The sequence below is a fragment of the Streptomyces kanasensis genome, assembly GCF_043077165.1.
Lineage (GTDB): Bacteria > Actinomycetota > Actinomycetes > Streptomycetales > Streptomycetaceae > Streptomyces > Streptomyces changanensis.
In genome coordinates this window covers 71,835-90,460 of the sequence record NZ_JBIBSF010000008.1, presented here as the reverse complement: position 1 = coordinate 90,460, position 18,626 = coordinate 71,835, and the positions used below count along the sequence as shown (strand labels likewise).

The following is an 18,626-nucleotide window of genomic DNA, read 5'->3' as shown; positions in this document are numbered from 1 at the left end:
GCGCCCGCGCCCCGAGGGGAGACGCAATGAAGATCTACCAGCCCATGCTCTTCGTCGGCCTGGGCGGCACCGGCGGACGGATCGGCAGCGAACTCGAACGCGGCCTGCGCCGCGAACTGTGCGGTCCGGACGGCACGAACCTGGTCGACGGCGGCCGCCGCGCCCCGTTCCAGCTGCCCGACTGCCTCCAGTTCGTGTACGCGGACTTCAGCGAGGCGGAGCTGCTGCGCCAGCCGCAGTTCCACGCGAAGGGCACGGAGGGCGCCGCGTACGCGCGGACCTCCCGCATGGTCCGAGACCTGCTGCCGGGCGAGTTCGACAGCTCGCCCGACGTGACGCGGATGCTCCGTGTCGCCCTGCACGAGGAGACCCGCGACTGGCTGCCGCCGCAGGCCCGCCAGCCGCGCGTCGCCCCGCTCCACAACGGCGCCGGGCAACTGCCCACCGTCGGCCGGGCCGCGCTCTTCGCCACCCTGCGCAGCGGCCTGGAGCCGGTCCTGCGGCCGCTGCGCACCGCCATCGGCGCCATCGGCAACTCCGCCGGCGACCTCCAGCGGCTCGGCGGCGGCCGCATCCGGGGCTGCGACGTCTTCGTCGCGTTCTCGGTGGCCGGCGGCACCGGCGCCGGCATCTTCTACGACTTCATCCACCTCATCGGGCACGAGTTCCGCCGGTCGAAGGTGCCCGGCGTGAAGATCTACCCGCTCGTCGTCATGCCGTCGGCGTTCCCGCCGGAGGCGGGCGGCGGCCGCGAGGCCGAACTCAACGCCGCCCGCTCCCTCGTGGACCTCTCGCGGCTCGTCGACGACCAGAACGTCCCCGACGCCCAGTCGGACGTCGGCGACGTCGAGCAGCGCGCCCGCGTCAGCGTCCGCTACCCCGGCGACACCGTCGTCGCGCTGCGCCCCTCCACCGTCCAGACGGCCTTCCTCTTCAGCAAGCCGTCGGTGATCCGCACCGAGGACCTGCGCCGCTCCGTCACCGCGATGGTGATGTCCCTCATCGGCACCGAGCTGCCCGACGACAAGGGCGGCGGCCGGTCCGACGCCGACCACCAGTCGTTCGCCGCGAGCTTCATCAACGAGAGCGTCGAACGGTCCAAGACCGCCCGCTCCGGCATCGGCTACCGCTCCATGTCCACCAGCCTCGCCGCCTCCCTCACCGTCCCCGTGGACGACCTCGCCGAGATCGTCGCCGCCCGCCTCCTCGCCCAGGCCGTGCGCGGCATGGCCGAACGGGCCCGCCACCCCGCCAAGGACGGCGGCGACCGCGTCCGGGAGATGTTCGAACGCTCCGGCATCGGCGCCCTGTGGGCCCGGCGCGCCCCCGACCCGCCCGAGCCGGAGCAGCCGCCCCGCGGCACGAAGGCCGTCACCCAGGCCCTGCACGACCGGCGCGGCGACCTGGAGGACCTCCTCGTCCGCCTCGAACGCGACCTCGGCCGCGACGTCCCCCGGCTCGTGGAGGACTTCCGGCCCGCCGCCGGGGCCCGCGAACTCCTCGGCCGGGTCGATCCGTTCCAGCTGGAACGCGTCATCGCCGGACTGCCCGGCCACCCCGACCGGGTCGCCGAGGCGGGGTTCGCCGGCATGCTCAGCAACCGCGGCAGCGAACCCCGGCGCCCCGCGCACGTCCAGCACGCCGCACCCCCGGTGCCGCGCATCAAGGGCGGCGCGGGCGGACTCGTACCGGTCCGCTGGAGCGACCCCGACGTCCGCGAGGCCGTCGCCGACCAGGACGACTGGTACCGCTGGCGCGCCAACGCCCTGTGGCACAAGGCCTGGGGCGACGGCGCGACGCAGTGGCGCCCGCCCCTCGCCCGGGCCCGCAAGGCGGTCGACGAACTGGCCCGCGCCCTGCGCGCCCACGAGGAGGACGAGGGCAAGCTCTTCAGCGACCGGCGCCGCGAGCTGTACCGGGACGACCGCAAGGGCGTCTCCTACCTGCTGCCCCCGCAGAACGGGCTGCGCGCCTTCTACGACGACGTCGTCGACCGGCTCGTGCGCAGCGAACGGCTCCCCGACAACACCGACGCGGCCGGACTCCTCGCCACGATCGTCCAGCCCGAGGACTGGCTGCGCGCCCTGGACGCCGTGCGCCGCTCCCACGGCGCCGCCGTCAAGGAGGTCAAGCAGGTCGTCGAGCGGCGCGTGAAGCGCCTCTTCGGCGAGGCCGACGACACCCTGTACGAGCGGCCCCTTCTGCCGTCGATGGCCCTCCTGCTGCGCGCGGCGGCCGGCGACGAGAACGCCGCGGCCGCCGTGGACGGCCGCTGGCTGGACCAGTTCCGCGTCCAGCTCGCCAAGCTGCTGCCCGTGGGCTTCACGCCCGACGGCAGCGGCCCCCTCAAGGTGCTCATCGCCCACCCGGAGAGCGAGGCAGACGGCCGCGCCGCCGAGTACCTCGCCCAGGAGCTGTACCTGCCGCCCCACGCGGAGCAGGAGTTCCGCGCCGTCGACACCGAGTCGATCACCGTGGTGCTGTTCCGCAGCGGCATGAGCCTCACCGACATCTCCGAGGTCCGCGAGGTCCTCAAGCTCTGGTCCGAGGCGCGGGACGCCGCGGGCGCCGAGGACTTCCTGCACTGGCGGCAGCGGCTCGGCCACAACGACGACTGGCTGGTGAGCACCGAACAGGACCGGCAGCGCATCCTCCACCACCTCCTGTGCGCGATGTGGAACGGCAGGGTCGCCGTCCACGAGGGCAGCGACACCTCGCCCGGCCTCGTCCGCGTCCGCCTCCAGGAGGGCGACTCGGCGACGCTGTCGCTGCGCCTGGAGTCCTACGACGGCCGGCTCTCCGGGTGGGCGGGACTCCTGCGGGCGTACGAGCGGGCCGCGCTCCTCGACGAGGGCTCGATCATCGAGGAGTTCTGCGAGCGGTTGATGCGCACCCAGCCGGAGGGCCTGTCCACCACGCCCGTGCCGCCCTCGCCGCTGTTCCTGACGTTCGTCGAGGAGGTCGCGCCGCGCGAGCTCGCCCGCATCCAGGAGCTCACCGGCCGGTACGGCGACGAGGACGAGGAGTGGCTCGCCCCGCTGCGGCACTTCTGGGCCGAGACCCTGCCCGGCGCGCTCGCCCTGCGCTTCGACGGCGCCGCCCGGCCCACCCGCCCGACGCTGCGCGCGCTCCACGAGCGGTACCGCCGGCAGGACGCGGAGGACGAACCGTACGCGCCCCGCCCCTCCGGGCCCCGCGCCGCACCCGACGACGGACACGACGGACCCGGCACCCGGCCCGGCGAGGGATACCGGTACCCGGCCCCCGGGGAGCGGCCCCCGGCCGGTGAGGGCCGCCGGCGGGAGGCCGAACCCCGGCACGAGGCCGTCCCCGAGCCGCGCCGCACGTCGCAGGAGGAGCGCGGCACGCCCCCCGAACCGCGCCGCGCGTCCCCGGAACCCGCGCCCGCCGAGCCGCGCCCCGCGCAGCCCGGCCCCACCCGTTCCCCGGCCTACCCGTGGGACATGGACGGTGACGAGGAGTGAGCACCCGCCCCGCCACCGCCACGACCCCCGTCCACCACCGTCCGCCGGCCGACGCCGTCTGCCTCGACCTGCGCCGAGCCCCCGGCGCGGACGCCGTGCGGGACGCGCTCGACGCGGTCCGGCACGACGACGGCGAGCCCCGCTTCCTCGTCGTCGACGACGCCGCCCGGCTCGTCGCCCACCAGCTCCTCTACGAGCGGCTCCAGGCGCACGGCCCCGCGCGGATCGTCTGCCTGGCGGTCGGCTCCCCCCGCGAGCGCGTCCTGAGCCGCCCGCTCACCCTGCGGCCCCCCGCCGCCGGAGTGCTGTGGCTCCCCGACCCGCACACCGGCGACGACCCCGACGGGCTGCGCCCGCTCGTCGACCTCCTCGCCCAGCGCGACGTGTTCGACGCGGTCCTGGCCTCCCTCGGCGACGTCGTGCACAACGTCGCGGTGCCGTCCGTCCGCGTCGTCGAGCACGACCTGACCGAGGAGGCCCGCACCCGCGCCTGGCAGGAGGCCCTCGCCGCCCTCACCGGCCAGGACGCCCCCGGTGGCGCCGTACCCGGCGACGCCGTCCCACCGGACCTCGCCCTGCTGCTGGACGACTCCCTCCCCGAGGCCGTGGCCGGCCACCGGTGGCTGGAGCCGTCCCGCCCCGCCGCCGCCCGGCGGCGGGCCTGCGACGACGCGCTGGAGGACGCCCACGCCGGGCACCGGCTCGCGCGGGGCCCCGCCGGGCTCTTCGCAGCCCGCACCCGCCGCGCCGACCTGCCCGCCCGGCTCGCCGCGCTCGGCCGGGCCCTGGAGGCGTACCGCGACACCGTCGCCGGGGCCTTCGCCGACGCCGACGGCGTACGGCTCACCGCGGACCAGCGCGCCCGGCTCCTGGAACGCGGCATCGTGCTGCCGGACCTGCCGGCCGCCTCCCGCGCCCGGGTCGTGCCCGCGCTGCGCGAGCTCACCGAGCGGCTGCTCGACCGGCGCCTGCCCCTGCGATCCACGGCCGCCCGGCTCGCCGCGCTCGCCGACCGCTCCGCGCCCGCGGGCAGCGCCGCGCGCCTGGCCCGCCTCGACGAGGTGTGCGACCCGGCGTACCTGCGCCACCTGGCCGCCCCGCCACCGTTCCGGGCGGGCGGGACACCGGTCGCGGTGGCGCTGCTCGCCCTGGTGCCGGCGCTCGTCGCCGGGCTGTGGGCGGGCCCGGGCTGGTTCCTCGGCCCCGTCGCCGGGCTCGCCGCGGCGGCCCTCGGGCTGCTGATGCGGCGCCACCGGCCCAACCGCTCACCCGACGGCCACCTCGACGGGCCCGTCACCACCCAGGTGGCGGCGCGGCTCCTCGGCGGCCTCGCGGGCGGCGCGGCCGGGGCCGTGGCCGGAGCCGCGCTCGCCCTGCCCCCCTGGGCGGGGGCAGCGGCCGCCGTCCTGGCCCTCACGGGCGTCCTCGCCCTCTCGCTGCGCGACTGGACGGCCTCCGTCGACGCGTGGTGGCGCGCCACCGACGCCGCCTACGCCGCCCGCGTCCTCACCGGCGTGGACCGGCTGCTGGCCGAGACGGCCGTGCACGACTGGCTGCTCGCCGACGCCCGCCACCACTGCTCCGACGGCGCGCGGGCGGCCGGCCTCCTGCTGCGCGGCCTCGCCGCGACCGCCGACGCCCACGGGCGCGGCGACGCCACGGCGCCGCCCGTGCCCCCGGCCCCCACCGCCCGGACGGTCCCCGCGCCCCGGCCGGGACCCGCGGCCCGGTCCGCGCCCCCGGCCGAACCGGACGGCACCACCGACACGTGGGACTGGGACACCTGGGGCGACAGCTCCGCCGACGACGGCTGGTACGGCGCCGAACCCGCCGCACCGACCGGCCCCGCCCACCACGGCGCCCCGGCACCGGACACGGCGGCACCGGACACGGCGGGCACGGCCGGGGCCGTCGACGCCTTCCCCGCCGCGCCCCGGCAGGGCCCGGCATACGAGACGGTCGCGCCCCCACACGGTCCGGCGTACGAGACCGTCGCGCCCGTGCAGGGCCCGGCGTACGAGACCGTCGGCTCCTTCCACGCCGACCCCGACGAGGACGGGGGCTGGTCGACCTGGCAGCCGGCCGGCCCCGCCGAGGACCCGCCCTGGCTGGAGCGCGAACGCGGCGACGGCGGACCCGACCTGGTCACCACCCTCGTCGACGACCTCGCGGCCGGCACCCGCCGGATCCTCGCCCCCTGCTGGGCCCGCCTCGAACGCGACCCCGCACGGGCCGGACGCACCCCGCTCGACGGGCCCATGCGCGACGTCCTCGACGAGGTCCACGACCGCCTCGTGCGCGACGCGGCGACCTCCCCGCCCCCGCACGCGCCCCGGCCCGGCGACCGTCCGGACGCCGCCCGGCTGACCGGCGTGGCCCCGGACCGCGTCGCCGAACTGCTCGCCGCCGGCGACGCCGAGGCGACCGTCCCGCTGTGCGGGCCGCAGCACCGGCGGCTGCTGTCCGCCGACCCGCTGGAGGTGCGCCGGGTCCGTTTCGTCCCCGAGGCGTTCCGGCGCGGGGCCGCCGACGGCGACGAACACCGCCCCGCCGGACCGCGCGCCGGGCACGCGGGCGAGGACGGGTTCGCCGAGGACGTCGTGTGGACGCCCGCCGGCCGCCACGCCGGGGTGCTCGGCCTGGTACCGCTGCGCGCCGACGCCGTCCGCACCGTCCGCGAGGAGACGCCCGGAGAGGAGGCCGGCCCGTCGTGACGTACCCCGCGCACACCGACGAGGAGCTGTCGTTCCTCACCCACCAGGGCAACCTGGTCCGCTTCGCCGCCCGCTTCGGCCCCGACGAGGACGTCCCGGGCAGCCCGGGGCGGGTCACCCGCACGGTCACCCTCGGACTCGACTGGACCGTGCGGCAGTACCGCGTCGCCCCCGGCGACCCGCACGCCCACGCCGCCCTCGAACGGGAGGCCGCGGCGGCCGTCGCCCTCGAGCGCCGCTACGGCCCGGAGCGGTTCGGGGAGGTCTTCACCCGCGTCGTCGGCTACTCCCTCGACGCCCCGGAGCCCTTCGTCCTGTACCGGATCGCCGGCGGCGAGCCGCTCGCCGCGTACGGCGGCGCCCTCGGCGTCGAGGAGCAGCAGCAGGTCCTCGCCCAACTCGTCCTCGCCGTACGGCTCCTGGAGGAGGCCGGGCTCGTGCACCGCGCCGTCGACCCGGACTCGGTGCGCTGGGACGGCCGGCACGTCCGGCTCGCCGAGCCCCACGCCGCGCTGCGCGCCGGCGAGCCGCGCGGGGCGTACGGCACCGCGCCGTGGGCCTCGCCCGAACAGCGGCGCGGCACCGGCACGGCCGACCCGCGCGACGACCTGTGGTCCGTCGCCCAGGTCGGCTACTTCCTGGCCGCCGGGCGCCCGGACCGCGGCGGGGGACCCCCCGCCGACCTGGCCGGCTTCCGCGGCCTCGCCGCCCTCGACCACGGCGGGGCCTTCGCCCCGCAGGCCGCCGGGCGGCCCACGCCGGCCGAGCTGATGCGCCTGCTGAACGTGCCCGACCCGCTCGTCACCGCCGACGGCCCCGACCCGCTGGTCAGCGGCCGCGCCGAGTACGACGCCCAGATCGCCCGCAAACGGTCCCAGCTGGGCCTGGACCGGCCCCCACCGCCACCGGAGCCGGCCGCCCGCCCCCGGTGGTTCCCCCGCCGCGCGCCCACCCGGTACCCCGACCCGCCCGCGGCGCCCCCGCCGCCACCCGTGCCGGCGGCGCAGGCCACCTCACCGGAGCGCCTCTGCCCGCACTGCCTGCTGCCGGTCGCCTTCGACCCCACCCGCCTCGTGTCGATCGGCCCCACGGGCGAGCGCGTCCCCCTCGACCTGAGCGGCGAACTGCCGCCCGCACTCCTGCGGGACCTGCTGCGCACCGCCTACCAGCCGTGCCCCCACGCCGACGAGGACACCCTCCACGAACTGCCCGCCCCCTACCTCACCAACGGCCGGCCCCTCACCATCGCCCTCGTGGGCAGCTCCGGCGTCGGCAAGACCCACCTGCTCGCGGCGATGCTCGGCGAGGTCGAGCAGGGCGGCCTCGAACCGTACGGGCTCAAGTGCCTGCCGCTGAACCCGGACACGCACCGCACCTTCCTGCGCGAACGCGTGCAGAGCCTCCAGCAGGGCCGGGAGCTCGGCCGCACCGGGCAGCAGACGTTCGCCCGGTTCGCCGACGGGTTGCTGGTCACCGGGCGGGGCCCGACCCGGCCCGTCGTCTTCTTCGACCTCGCGGGGGAGGACCTCGCGCAGGACGGGGAGGTCACCCGGTTCCTGACGGGCGTCGACGCGTTCGTCTTCGTCGTCGACCCGCTGCGGTCCCTGCGCCTGCCGTCCCTCGACCCGGTCCGGGCGCTCAACGGGCTGCGGCGGCGCGACCTCGGCGACGAGGCGTTCACCACCGTCCTCAACCGCGTCCCGCGCGACCACGGCCCGTACGTCGCCGCGCCGGCCGTCGTCGCCGTCAACAAGAGCGACCTCGTGCGGGTCGAACCCGCCGTCGACCAGTGGCTCGGCCGCACCCTGCCCCCCGCGTACCGGGCGGACGAGGTCCACGCCGAGAGCCGCGACGTCCACGCCTTCCTGGCGAAACACGCGTCCGCCGCCTGGCTGCGGCCCTTCGACGACTGCGCCCGCTGCACCCTGCACTTCGTCGCGGCGACCGGCGGGCAGGCGCGGGACGACCGCTTCCCGCACGGCGTCCGGCCCCGCAGGGTCCTCGCGCCCCTGCTGTCGCTCTTCGCCATGTGCGGGCTCCTGCCGGGGACCGACCCGGGAGAGGTGGGCATCTGATGGTCCGTCCGACGGCTCCCCACGACCGGCTGGTCGACCAGATCGTCTTCCGCTGGGACACCGACAACCTCTCCGGCACCACCGGCTTCGGCCCGGTCGCCTGCTCGTGCACCCCCGAGCAGGCCGACGCCGTCTTCCGCAGGACCGGGCCGGTGCTGCGGGCCACCGGCGAGGCCACCGCACCCGCCCTGCTCCGGCTGGAGAGCGGCGACCAGGCGCTGCTCGTGCACCGGGCGCCGTGGCGCGACGCCGGCGGCCGCGCGAGCACCGTCTGCCACGCCCTGGTCGGCCCGGCCACGGTGCTCGACCCGGCGACCTGCCTCGGCCTGCACCCCTGGTCCTGGGCGGGCGGCGACCTGCCCCTGGCGGAGGTGCGGGGCGCCCTCCCGCCCGTCGCGGAGGCCGCGCTGCTTCCGGCGGCGGACGAGGGGCAGCGGCTCCTCACCGCCGACCTCGACGGCGTCCGCCGCGAACTGACCGGAGCGGTCGCCGCGTTCCTGCGCCACCCCGGCGCCGGGTTCACCTTCCTCGACCCGTCGGGCGAGGCGGCGTGCCGGGTGCTGTGGGGGCTGCACGGCCTCTTCGGCGGCCAGGTCTCCCGGCGGTGGACGTTCGCCACGCACGACACCGCCGAGACCGACCAGCTGCGGTTCGTCTTCGTCAGCCGCTGGCCCGGCGAGGCCCCCGCGAACGGCGCCCGGCGGCGCGTCGACCCGGCCGACCGCTCCCGCGACCACGCCGAGTCCGTCGCCGAGCTCCTCGTCCACCACCAGCTGCGGGACGGGTACGAGGTGGGCGAGGCCCTGCGGCGCGCGGCCGACCGCCACCGGGCCGTCCAGGCAGGGCCGACCACGCTGCTGGCCCTCGCCGAGGCCGCCCTGACCGGCCTGCCGCCGCTGGACCGGCCTCCGCGCCGGCCCCCCGCCCCGCCCCCGGCCCCGCCCCCGGCCCCCCTCCGGGGCCGCCCGCCCGCCCCACCGGCCCCGCCCGCCGTGCGCGTGGTGGCCCCGCAGTGGCCGGAGCCGTCCGGTGACCGGCCGCGGGCGCTCAGGTGGCGGGGCGGACCGCGGCGCGGCCCCGGCCACGGCGACCTGCTCGCCCTCCTGCACGATCCGTTCGCGGGGGACTCCGTCCGCGAGGCGGTGTCCGGCGCCCCCGACGACGAGCTGGTGCGCGCCGTCGCCACGCGCGGCACGGGATACGGGGCGCTGACACTCCTCATGACGGAGGTCGCCGCCCGCTGGCCGGCCTGGGGCCGCGAGCAGCGCGCCGCCCTCTGCGCCGTGCTGCTGGAGCAGGAGCTGTTCGTCACGGACCGGGCGGCCGGGGCCGGGCAGCCGGCCGACGAGGTGCGGGCGGCGAACGCCGCCTCGCTCCACCGCTGGGCGGTCCGGCCCCTGCTGGACGACCCGGCGCTCGCGGACCGCGTCACCGAGCTGCTGCCGCGCCTGAGTGTCTGCCCGTACCGTGCGGCGCGCGCCGCCGTGCGCCAGATCACCGACGACCCGAGCCCCGGCCTGCCGGAGCCCGTGTGGCAGGCGCTCTACCGCACCGCCCGCACCCGCCGCACCCCGCACCCGGGCGGTGGCGGCGGGGGTGGCCGCGGCGGGGGAGCGGGCGGTGGCGCGGGGGATGGTGGAGGAGGCGATCCGGGCGGGGGCGGCGGTGGTGGCGGAGGCGGCAGGCCCTGGCCACCGGCCGCGACCCCACCAGCGCCACCAGCGCCACTGGCACCACCCAGCCGGCCCGCTCCGCCGGGCCCGTCCGCCCCCCTCGCCCCGACCGAGCCGTCCGCGTGGACGCCGCGCCCGCGCGACGACGGGCCCGCGCAGGCGGATCCCCCCCGCCCGCCTCGGGAGGCCCCGGGCCGCGGGACCCCGCCCCCACCGGCCCGCGACGGACGGGAAGCGTACGCGTACGGCACCGACGCCCCGGACGCGGCCGCCTACGGGAGGCGGGACGGGCGCGGCGGCGGTACGAGCGGGCCGGGCGGCGAGCGCGAGGCCCCACCGGACCCTGAGGACCCCGACCGCGCGGGGTACGGGACCCGGGTCCCGTCCCCGTACGGAGACGACGGCGAGGACCGGCGTGGTGGTACGGGCGGGACCGCCGGCAACCGCACCGCGCGCGGCGCCGGCGGCGAAGACCCGATGCGCGCGAACACCGCCCCGGGCGTCGCCGCCCCGGGTGATGCCGCTCCGGTTGACGCCGCCCACGCACCGCGTACACCCCGCCCCGCCGACGCGTCCGCCCGGCAGGGCGAGCTCCGGTCAGGCGGTGCGGCTCCTTCGGCGGATGCGCCCGGTCCGAGGGAAGGGTTCGGCCCGGCGGCCCCGTCCCGTTCCGGGGAGGCGACCCGCCCGGGGGAGGCGCCGCGTCCGGCGGACGGGCTCCGCCCGGACGGCCCGCCCCGCCGTCCGGACGAGGTCCATCCGCCCGGCGAGCCGCGCCCGTCGGGCCGGCCCGGGGCGGGCAGGTCGCGTCCGGCGGACGGGCCGTGGCCGGGTGGGACGTCCGGCTCGGATGACGCATCGGGGTCGACGGGTGAGGTGCGGTCGGGTGCCTCGGGCCGTCCGACGGACGGGGCCCGGCCGGGCGGCGCGTCCCGCCGTCCGGACGAGGTCCACCCGCCCGGCGAGCCGCGCCCGCCCGGCGAGGCACCGCGCCCGGCGGGCGAGCCGCGCCCGTCGGACAGGCTTCGGTCGAGCCGGCCGCAGCCGGCGGACGAGCCCGGGTCGGCTGACGCGGGTGGGCCGTGGGGCCGGCAGCGGCGGGTTGACGAGCCCGACTCGGCGGGCGCGTCGGGCGAAGCCGCGGCGCCTCCGTCGACTCCCCGGCGAGCCGCCCCGGGGCGGGGCGGTGGGCCCGCACCTCCCATCCCCGTGGCCGCGGAGCCACCCCGCCCCGCCCGGCCCGACGCGCGCGCCCCCGGAAGCCCCGGGCGGGAGCAGCCGGGGACGGGGGCCGGTGGCGTGCCGGGGCGGTCGGCCGGTGATGCCGGGCGTCCGTCCGGGGCGGGGCCCCGGCCCCCCGGCGGGTCGTCGCCGCCGACGGGTGCCGATCCGCCCGCGCCTGCGCGGCCGGACGACCGGCGGCCGTACGTCGTCGTGGGGGTCGGCGCGGCCGTGATCGTCCTGCTGCTCGCCGCGCTCGTCGTCGTGTCGCTGCGCTCCTAGGGGACGTCCTGTCGATCAGTTCGGGCTCGCGGCGCCCGGCACGGGCCCTCGCGGCGTCGTCGTCGGCCGCCGACGCTCCGGGTCGACTTCCTCCTCCGCCGTGCGGGCGCGCGCACCGGACACCGCCCCCGGATCCCACCTGGTCGACAGGATCCCCCAGGGGCTGCCCCCGCCGGTCCGGTCGGCAAGGCACGTTCCGGTCCGGACCCTGACGGTGCGTCGGGCGCCCGGCTCGGCCAGGATGGGGGGATGGGATTCCACGTCGATTCCGAGACCGGGCGGCTGCGCCGCGTCATCCTGCACCGCCCGGACCTGGAGCTCAAGCGCCTGACCCCCAGCAACAAGGACGCCCTCCTCTTCGACGACGTGCTGTGGGTGCGCCGCGCCCGTCAGGAGCACGACGGGTTCGCCGACGTGCTGGCCGACCGCGGCGTCGAGGTGCACCTCTTCGGCGACCTGCTGCGCGAGTCGCTCGAACTGCCCGCCGCGCGCAAGCTCGTCCTGGACCGGGTCTTCGACGAGAAGGAGTACGGCCCCCTCGCCGCCGACCACCTGCGCTCCGCCTTCGACGCGATGGAGACGCCGCGCCTCGTCGAGGCGCTGGTGGGCGGCGTGACGAAGCGGGAGTACCTCGCGGCCCACGCCGAGCCGACCTCCGTCCGCTTCCACGTGATGGACCTGGACGACTTCCTCCTGCCGCCGCTGCCGAACCACCTCTTCACCCGCGACACGTCCACGTGGATCTACGACGGGGTGTCGATCAACCCGATGCGCTGGCCGGCGCGGCAGCGCGAGACGGTGCACTTCGAGGCGATCTACAAGCACCACCCGCTCTTCACGGGCCCCGACGCGGGAACGTTCCACCACTGGTCCGAGGGGCAGGACGACTACCCGTCCACCATCGAGGGCGGTGACGTGCTGGTGATGGGGAACGGCGCGGTGCTCATCGGCATGAGCGAGCGCACGACGCCCCAGGCGGTGGAGATGCTCGCGCGGGGGCTGTTCGCCGCCGGGTCGGCGCACACGATCGTGGCGCTGGACATGCCGAAGAGCCGGGCGTTCATGCACCTGGACACGGTCATGACGATGGTCGCGCCCGACACCTTCACCCAGTACGCGGGGCTGGGCATGCTCCGCTCGTACACGATCGAGCCGGGGGAGGGCGGCCAGGTGCTGAAGGTCGGCGACCACCCGCCGGAGCACATGCACCGGGCCATAGCGCGGGCGCTGGGCCTGTCCTCGATCCGCGTGCTGACGGCCACGCAGGACGTGCACGCGGCGGAGCGCGAGCAGTGGGACGACGGCTGCAACGTCCTGGCCGTGGAGCCTGGCGTCGTCGTCGCCTACGAGCGGAACGTCACGACCAACACGCACCTGCGCCGCGAGGGCATCGAGGTGATCGAGATCCCCGGCAGCGAGCTCGGCCGGGGCCGGGGCGGTCCGCGCTGCATGAGCTGCCCCATCGAGCGGGACGCCGCCTGACGGCGCGGGGCCCCGAAGCCGGCACCGGCTCCAGGGCCCCGGCCACGCGGCCACCGCCCGGGCCACGCGGTCAGCCGTGCAACCCCTGCCCCGGCCACGCGGCCAGCCGTGCAACCCCCACCCCGGCCGCGCGGTGAGCCGTGCGCCCCCACCCCGCCCGCGCGACCCCCACCCGGCCGCGCGCCCACCCCGGCCGCGCGGTGAGCGTGGGGTCACCGCCCCCGCCGAGGGCCACCGGGGCCGGACCGGTCCCCCACCACGCCCGCGACCCGCGCGAGCCGCCGCCGCGCCGGTCGCGCGCCCGTCCTAGGGTCGTACCCGTACGGCGCACCACCGCTCCGAGGGAGCCCCCGCCCTCCTGCCGTATAAGAATGCCGGGTGTCGTATACACTTCCAAATCTTTCCGTCGCCCGACCCCAGGAGTACCCATGGCCCCCGACCTCACCGGCCGCCACTTCGTCAAGGAGCTGGACCTCACCGCCGAGGAGTTCCGCGGCCTCGTCGACCTGGCCGCCCGGCTGAAGGCGGCCAAGAAGGCCGGGGCCGAGGTCCAGGCGCTGCGCGGCCGGAACATCGCGCTGATCTTCGAGAAGACCTCCACCCGCACCCGCTGCGCCTTCGAGGTGGCGGCGGCCGACCAGGGGGCCTCCACGACGTACCTCGACCCGTCGGGCTCGCAGATCGGCCACAAGGAGTCCGTCAAGGACACCGCCCGCGTCCTCGGCCGGATGTACGACGCCATCCAGTACCGCGGCGACAGCCAGGAGGCCGTCGAGGAGCTCGCCCTGCACGCCGGCGTCCCCGTCTACAACGGCCTCACCGACGCGTGGCACCCGACCCAGATGCTCGCCGACGTCCTCACCGTCACCGAGCACACCGACAAGCCGCTCGACCGGGTCGCGTTCGCCTACCTCGGGGACGCCCGCCACAACATGGGCAACTCCTACCTGGTCACCGGCGCCCTGCTCGGCATGGACGTCCGCGTCGTCGCCCCGCGCGCGTACTGGCCGGCCGAGGACGTCGTCGCGCACGCCCGCAAGCTCGCCGCCGGGAGCGGCGCCCGGGTCACGCTCACCGAGGACGTCACCGAGGGCGTCCGCGGGGCCGACTTCGTCGCCACCGACGTGTGGGTGTCGATGGGCGAGCCCAAGGAGGTCTGGGACGAGCGGATCACCGCCCTCGCCCCGTACTCCGTGACCATGGACGTGCTGCGCGCCACCGGCAATCCGGACGTCAGGTTCCTGCACTGCCTGCCGGCCTTCCACGACCTGGGCACCGCCGTCGGCCGCGAGATCCACGCGCGGCACGGGCTCACCGAACTGGAGGTGAGCGACGAGGTCTTCGAGTCGGCGCACTCGGTCGTCTTCGACGAGGCCGAGAACCGCCTCCACACCATCAAGGCCGTCCTGGTGGCCACCCTCGCCGGGGACCGGGTCGCCCACGCGTGACGTGACGACGGCCGCCCGCCGCGCGACACCCGGGGCCCGGTGGTCCAGGGTGGCCACCCGCGACTCGCCCTCCGCGGCCGTGCCCGCCTGCGGGACGCGCGGGCCCCGGTGGCGCTCGGCGGCCTCCCGGTCGTGACGTGCCCCCTCCGGACGGGCCGGAGGGGGCCGGACCCGCCCGGCGCCTACGCGGCGTCGAGCAGGGCACCCATCCACTCCTCGACGGCGTCCGGGCTGCGCGGCAGCGCCGAGGACATCAGACGGGCGCCGTCGGCGGTGACGACGAGGTCGTCCTCGATGCGCACGCCCATGCCGCGCAGCTCGGGCGGGAGCGTGAGGTCGTCGGGCTGGAGGTAGAGGCCCGGTTCGACGGTCAGCACCTGCCCCTCCTCCAGGACGCCGTCGAGGTACGTCTCCGCGCGCGCCTGCGCGCAGTCGTGGACGTCGAGCCCCAGCATGTGGCCGCTGCTGCACAAGGTGTAGCGCCGGTGCAGATCGCCCTCGGCGTCCTTGAGGACGCCCCACTCGGCCAGCCCCTCGGCGATGACGCGCATCGCGGCGAGGTGGAAGTCGCGGAAGCGGGCGCCGGGGCGCAGCGCCGCGATGCCCGCCTCCTGGGCGGCGAGGACCAGCTCGTACACCCGGCGCTGGCTGGGGGAGAAGCGGCCGGAGAGCGGCAGGGTGCGGGTGATGTCGGCGGTGTACAGGGTGTCCGTCTCGACCCCCGCGTCGAGGAGCAGCAGCTGTGAGGGGTCGAGGGCGCCGTCGTTGCGCGTCCAGTGCAGGACGCAGGCGTGGGCGCCGGCGGCGGCGATCGTCTCGTACCCCGTGCCGTTGCCCTCGGCGCGGGCGCGCAGCCCGAAGACGCCCTCGATCCAGCGTTCGCCGCGGGGGTGGGCGAGGGCGCGGGGGAGGGCCCGGACGACGTCCTCGAAGCCGGCCGTCGTGTGGTCGACGGCCAGCTGCAGCTGTTCGACCTCCCAGGCGTCCTTCACCAACCGCAGTTCGGCGAGGGCCGCGGCCAGCCGCGGGTCCGCGGACGGCTCCCGCCCCGGAGGGAGGGTGCCGCCCAGCTCGGCGAGGTCGGCGCAGCGGATGCCGGTGAGGCGCTCGGCCTCGTCGAGGTCGGGGCGGCGGCCCACCCACAACTCGCCGTAGCGCCGGTCCCGGTAGAAGGCGCCGCCGTGGGGGCCGGTGTCGTCGGTGCGCGGCGAGCGGGGCCGCAGGTAGAGGACCGCCTCGTGGTCGTGGGTGCCGGAGGGCTCCATGACGAGGACGTGGCCCGGCTGGTCCTCCCCGGTGAGGCCGGTGAGCCAGGCGTACGCGCTGTACGGGCGGAAGCGGTGGTCGCAGTCGTTGGAACGGACGCGCAGTTCGCCGGCGGGTATCACCAGCCGCTCGCCGGGGAAGCGGGCCGACAGCCTGGCCCGGCGCGCGGGCGTGACGGCGCGGGCGGTCACCCGGGCGTCGAGCGGCAGCGGCGAGGGCGCCCAGTCGCGGGCCATCGACCGGGCCAGCGCGGTGGAGACGGACAGGTCGTGGCTGCCGGTGCGGGGGCGGGTGGGGGCGTCGGCCATCGGGGCTCCCGGAGGGTTCGTCGGAACGGAGGAGAGCAGAGGGGTTGTCAGTGCAATTTCACATTACTATGTTACAGCTCACATTGCAGTGGCATGCACGCCTCAAGCGTGTGGGCAACGCGCCGCTGCGGCACGGCCGTTCACGCCCGAAGAGGGGGCGTGGACGGCCGCCACCTCCCACACACACCAGGAGCCGCAAAGGTGTTCCAGAACCCCCGACCGCCGCGCCCCGCCGGGCGCAGACCGCTGCGCACCGGCCTCCTCGCCGCCGCCGTGACCGCCGTCCTGCTGGGTGGCACCGCCCCCACCGCCCTCGCCACCCCCGCTGCCGCCGACCGGGCGCCGCTGACCGCCCGCGGCGCCGCCGCCCTCCAGGGCCCCGCACCCGGACCGGGCGCCGTCGCGCTCGGGGGTCGTGCCCCGGCCGGGGCGGCGCGGGGCGCCGAGGGGCACGAGGCGGGTGACGAGGTGCTCCGCCTCGGCCGGGCCCCCGCCCCCGTCACACCCGCCGCCGACGCCCCCGGCGAACACCGGGCCGGCGGGCGCACCCCGGGGCGCGCCCCGACCGCCGGCGCCACCGCGGCGCGCACCGCCCCCGTCGCCACGGCGTCGGGCGTCCCCTGCACCCTCGACGGCGTCACCGGTCTCGCCCCGCGCGCGTTCGCCGACTTCCTCGCCGACCCGGCCGTCACCGCCGACGGCTGCCTGCGCGGCCTGATCTGGACGTGGGACGCGCGTCTCGCGCCCGTCATGTCCGACGCCCACGTGCAGGCGGTCTCGCAGCGGATCACCGACCTCGCCGCCCGGCACGACGGCACCAACTCCGCCCACCTGCTGGAGATGTTCACCTACCTCCACGCGGTCGTGTACCACGACTTCTCGCGCACGGAGATCGACGTCACCGACGCGCCCACCGCCGAGACCATGCGGCGCGCCATCCACTACTTCGGCACGGCCGCCCGCACCTTCCGCGTCACGCGCGCCAACGCCGAGACGCTCCGCGAGGCCCTCTACGCCGGCAGCGCCCCGGGCCTGCGCCACTCCCAGCTGGACCTGATACGCAGGGTGCTGGCCACCATGGACCGGTACCACCCCGAGACCTCGGCCGACCCCTCCTGGGGCGGCGCCGTCCTCGCGGGCCTGTCCGTCAACTACCTGGGCCTGTACCCCGGAAACAACGACACGGCGTTCCGCACGCTCGTCGCCCGCAACGACGCCTACCGGGCCGCTTTCGCCGCCTTCGCGCGCCACACGCACCTCAAGGGCAAGCCCAACGAGTGGACCGTGCGCGACGCGCTCTCCGAGTACGGCCGCTTCGGGGAGGTCCCGTCCCTGCGCGGCCGGATCGTCGCCGACCTCGGCGCGCTCCTCACCCCGGTGACCGCCGACTGGGGCCGCGGCAGCGCCCCCTGGGCCAAGCTCGCCTCCTGGCTCGACCACTACGGCGCCTGCAAGCCGTACGCCGTCTGCAAGGACGACATCGAGCGCCTGCTCTTCCCGCGGACCCACGCCTACGACAACGGCACCCTCAAGGTCCGCACCGCCCTCGACCGCGCCGTCGTCGACCAGCTGTACTACGCGAGCAAGCAGGTCAAGGCCCAGTTCCACCGGGTCCTCGGCACCGCGGCGCCGCTGGCCGGCGACCCCAACACCGCCTTGAACGTCGTGCTGTACGCCTCCCGCGCCGACTACGAGAACTACCATCCGCTGCTGACCGGCATGGACACGAACAACGGCGGCATCTACATCGAGCGCGGCGCGACCTTCTACACCTACCAGCGGCGCGTGCCGCAGGACTCGCGGCTGACGCTGGAGGAGCTCTTCCGCCACGAGTACGTGCACTACCTCAACGGCAGGTTCGCCGTGCCCGGCTTCTTCGGCGAGGGCCCCTGGTACCAGGGTGACCGCACCACCGCCATGGACGAGGGCACCGCCGAGTTCTTCGCCGGCGCCACGCGCGGCGACGGCGTCGCGGTCCGCAAGTCGCTCGTGGAAGGCGTCATCGCGGACACCGCCGGCGGCGGCCCCCGCATGGGCGTCGACCGGATCCTGCACGCCACCTACGCCGGCGACGGCTTCCGCTTCTACAGCTACGCCGGCGTGCTCTTCGAGTACCTGTGGACCGAACGCCCCGCGCAGCTGCGGGAGATGTACCGCCACCTGCGCGCCGACGACCCCGCGGCCTTCGACGCCTGGCGCGGCCGGCTGGCGCGCGACCCGGCCGTCCAGCAGGGGTACGACGCCTTCCTCGACCGGCAGATCGCGCGTGTCGCCGAGCTGTTCGTGCCGAACACCGCGTACGTACCGAACGACCGGCTCCGCGAGACGACGGCCGACGCCGTGCGCACCGCCTTCGCCGGGGCGACCGCGGCCGACCCGCGCTGCACGGCCACCGGCGACACGGGGATGCCCCGGTTCGTCTGCTCGGGCCGCGTCACCGCCCGCCTGGGCGACGCCGGCAGCGCCGACCGGGTCTTCCGGGACATGTCGGAGACCGTCGACCGCTTCCTCCTCGACCGGGCCGCGCCCGCCTCGCCCAACCTCTCCGACATGAACTGCTCCTTCGGTGAGGTGGAGGTCTGGGCCGACCGCACGGCCGGCAGCGCCGACTACACCTGTGAGGGCCCGCTCCGCCGGTGAACGCGATCACGGGTCTTGTGGGTGCTCAGTAG

Annotated in this window: 8 protein-coding genes; 7 read left to right on the top strand and 1 reads right to left on the bottom strand. The window is 77.0% G+C overall.

Annotated features, from left to right (window positions below; genetic code table 11):
- The first annotated feature begins 26 nt into the window (after positions 1-26).
- The 6 genes from ACF053_RS20485 to argF all read left to right on the top strand — a co-directional run bounded on the left by ACF053_RS20485 (position 27) and on the right by argF (position 14,380).
- On the top strand, positions 27-3,485 hold the full coding sequence (locus ACF053_RS20485; protein WP_391955203.1) for a tubulin-like doman-containing protein: 3,459 nt from the start codon (positions 27-29) through the stop codon (positions 3,483-3,485).
- Positions 3,482-6,199 carry a hypothetical protein gene (locus tag ACF053_RS20480; protein WP_391955202.1) on the top strand — a complete coding sequence of 906 codons (2,718 nt, stop codon included), beginning with the start codon at positions 3,482-3,484 and terminating at the stop codon, positions 6,197-6,199. The genes ACF053_RS20485 and ACF053_RS20480 overlap by 4 nt, the downstream gene beginning before the upstream one ends.
- Positions 6,196-8,274 (top strand): hypothetical protein, encoded by a 2,079-nt coding sequence (locus ACF053_RS20475; RefSeq protein ID WP_391955201.1) that lies wholly within the window; start codon positions 6,196-6,198, stop codon positions 8,272-8,274. Before ACF053_RS20480 ends, ACF053_RS20475 begins: the two co-directional genes overlap by 4 nt.
- Entirely contained in the window at positions 8,274-11,450 is a 3,177-nt protein-coding gene (locus ACF053_RS20470; RefSeq protein WP_391955200.1) for a hypothetical protein, read from the top strand. The genes ACF053_RS20475 and ACF053_RS20470 overlap by 1 nt, the downstream gene beginning before the upstream one ends.
- 249 nt (positions 11,451-11,699) lie before the next feature.
- Entirely contained in the window at positions 11,700-12,932 is a 1,233-nt protein-coding gene (locus tag ACF053_RS20465) for an arginine deiminase (RefSeq protein WP_391955199.1), read from the top strand.
- Positions 12,933-13,360: 428 nt separating this feature from the next.
- Positions 13,361-14,380, top strand: coding sequence for an ornithine carbamoyltransferase (gene argF / locus ACF053_RS20460; protein ID WP_391955198.1), 1,020 nt, complete (start codon positions 13,361-13,363; stop codon positions 14,378-14,380).
- Positions 14,381-14,562: 182 nt separating this feature from the next.
- Here argF and ACF053_RS20455 read toward each other — a convergent pair whose 3' ends face one another.
- Complete coding sequence (locus ACF053_RS20455) at positions 14,563-15,954, bottom strand: aminopeptidase P family protein (protein ID WP_391955197.1); 1,392 nt, start codon at positions 15,952-15,954, stop codon at positions 14,563-14,565.
- Between the two features lie 201 nt (positions 15,955-16,155).
- Here ACF053_RS20455 and ACF053_RS20450 point away from each other — a divergent pair, with 201 nt between their 5' ends.
- On the top strand, positions 16,156-18,594 hold the full coding sequence (locus ACF053_RS20450; RefSeq protein ID WP_391955196.1) for a collagenase: 2,439 nt from the start codon (positions 16,156-16,158) through the stop codon (positions 18,592-18,594).
- Positions 18,595-18,626 lie beyond the last annotated feature (32 nt).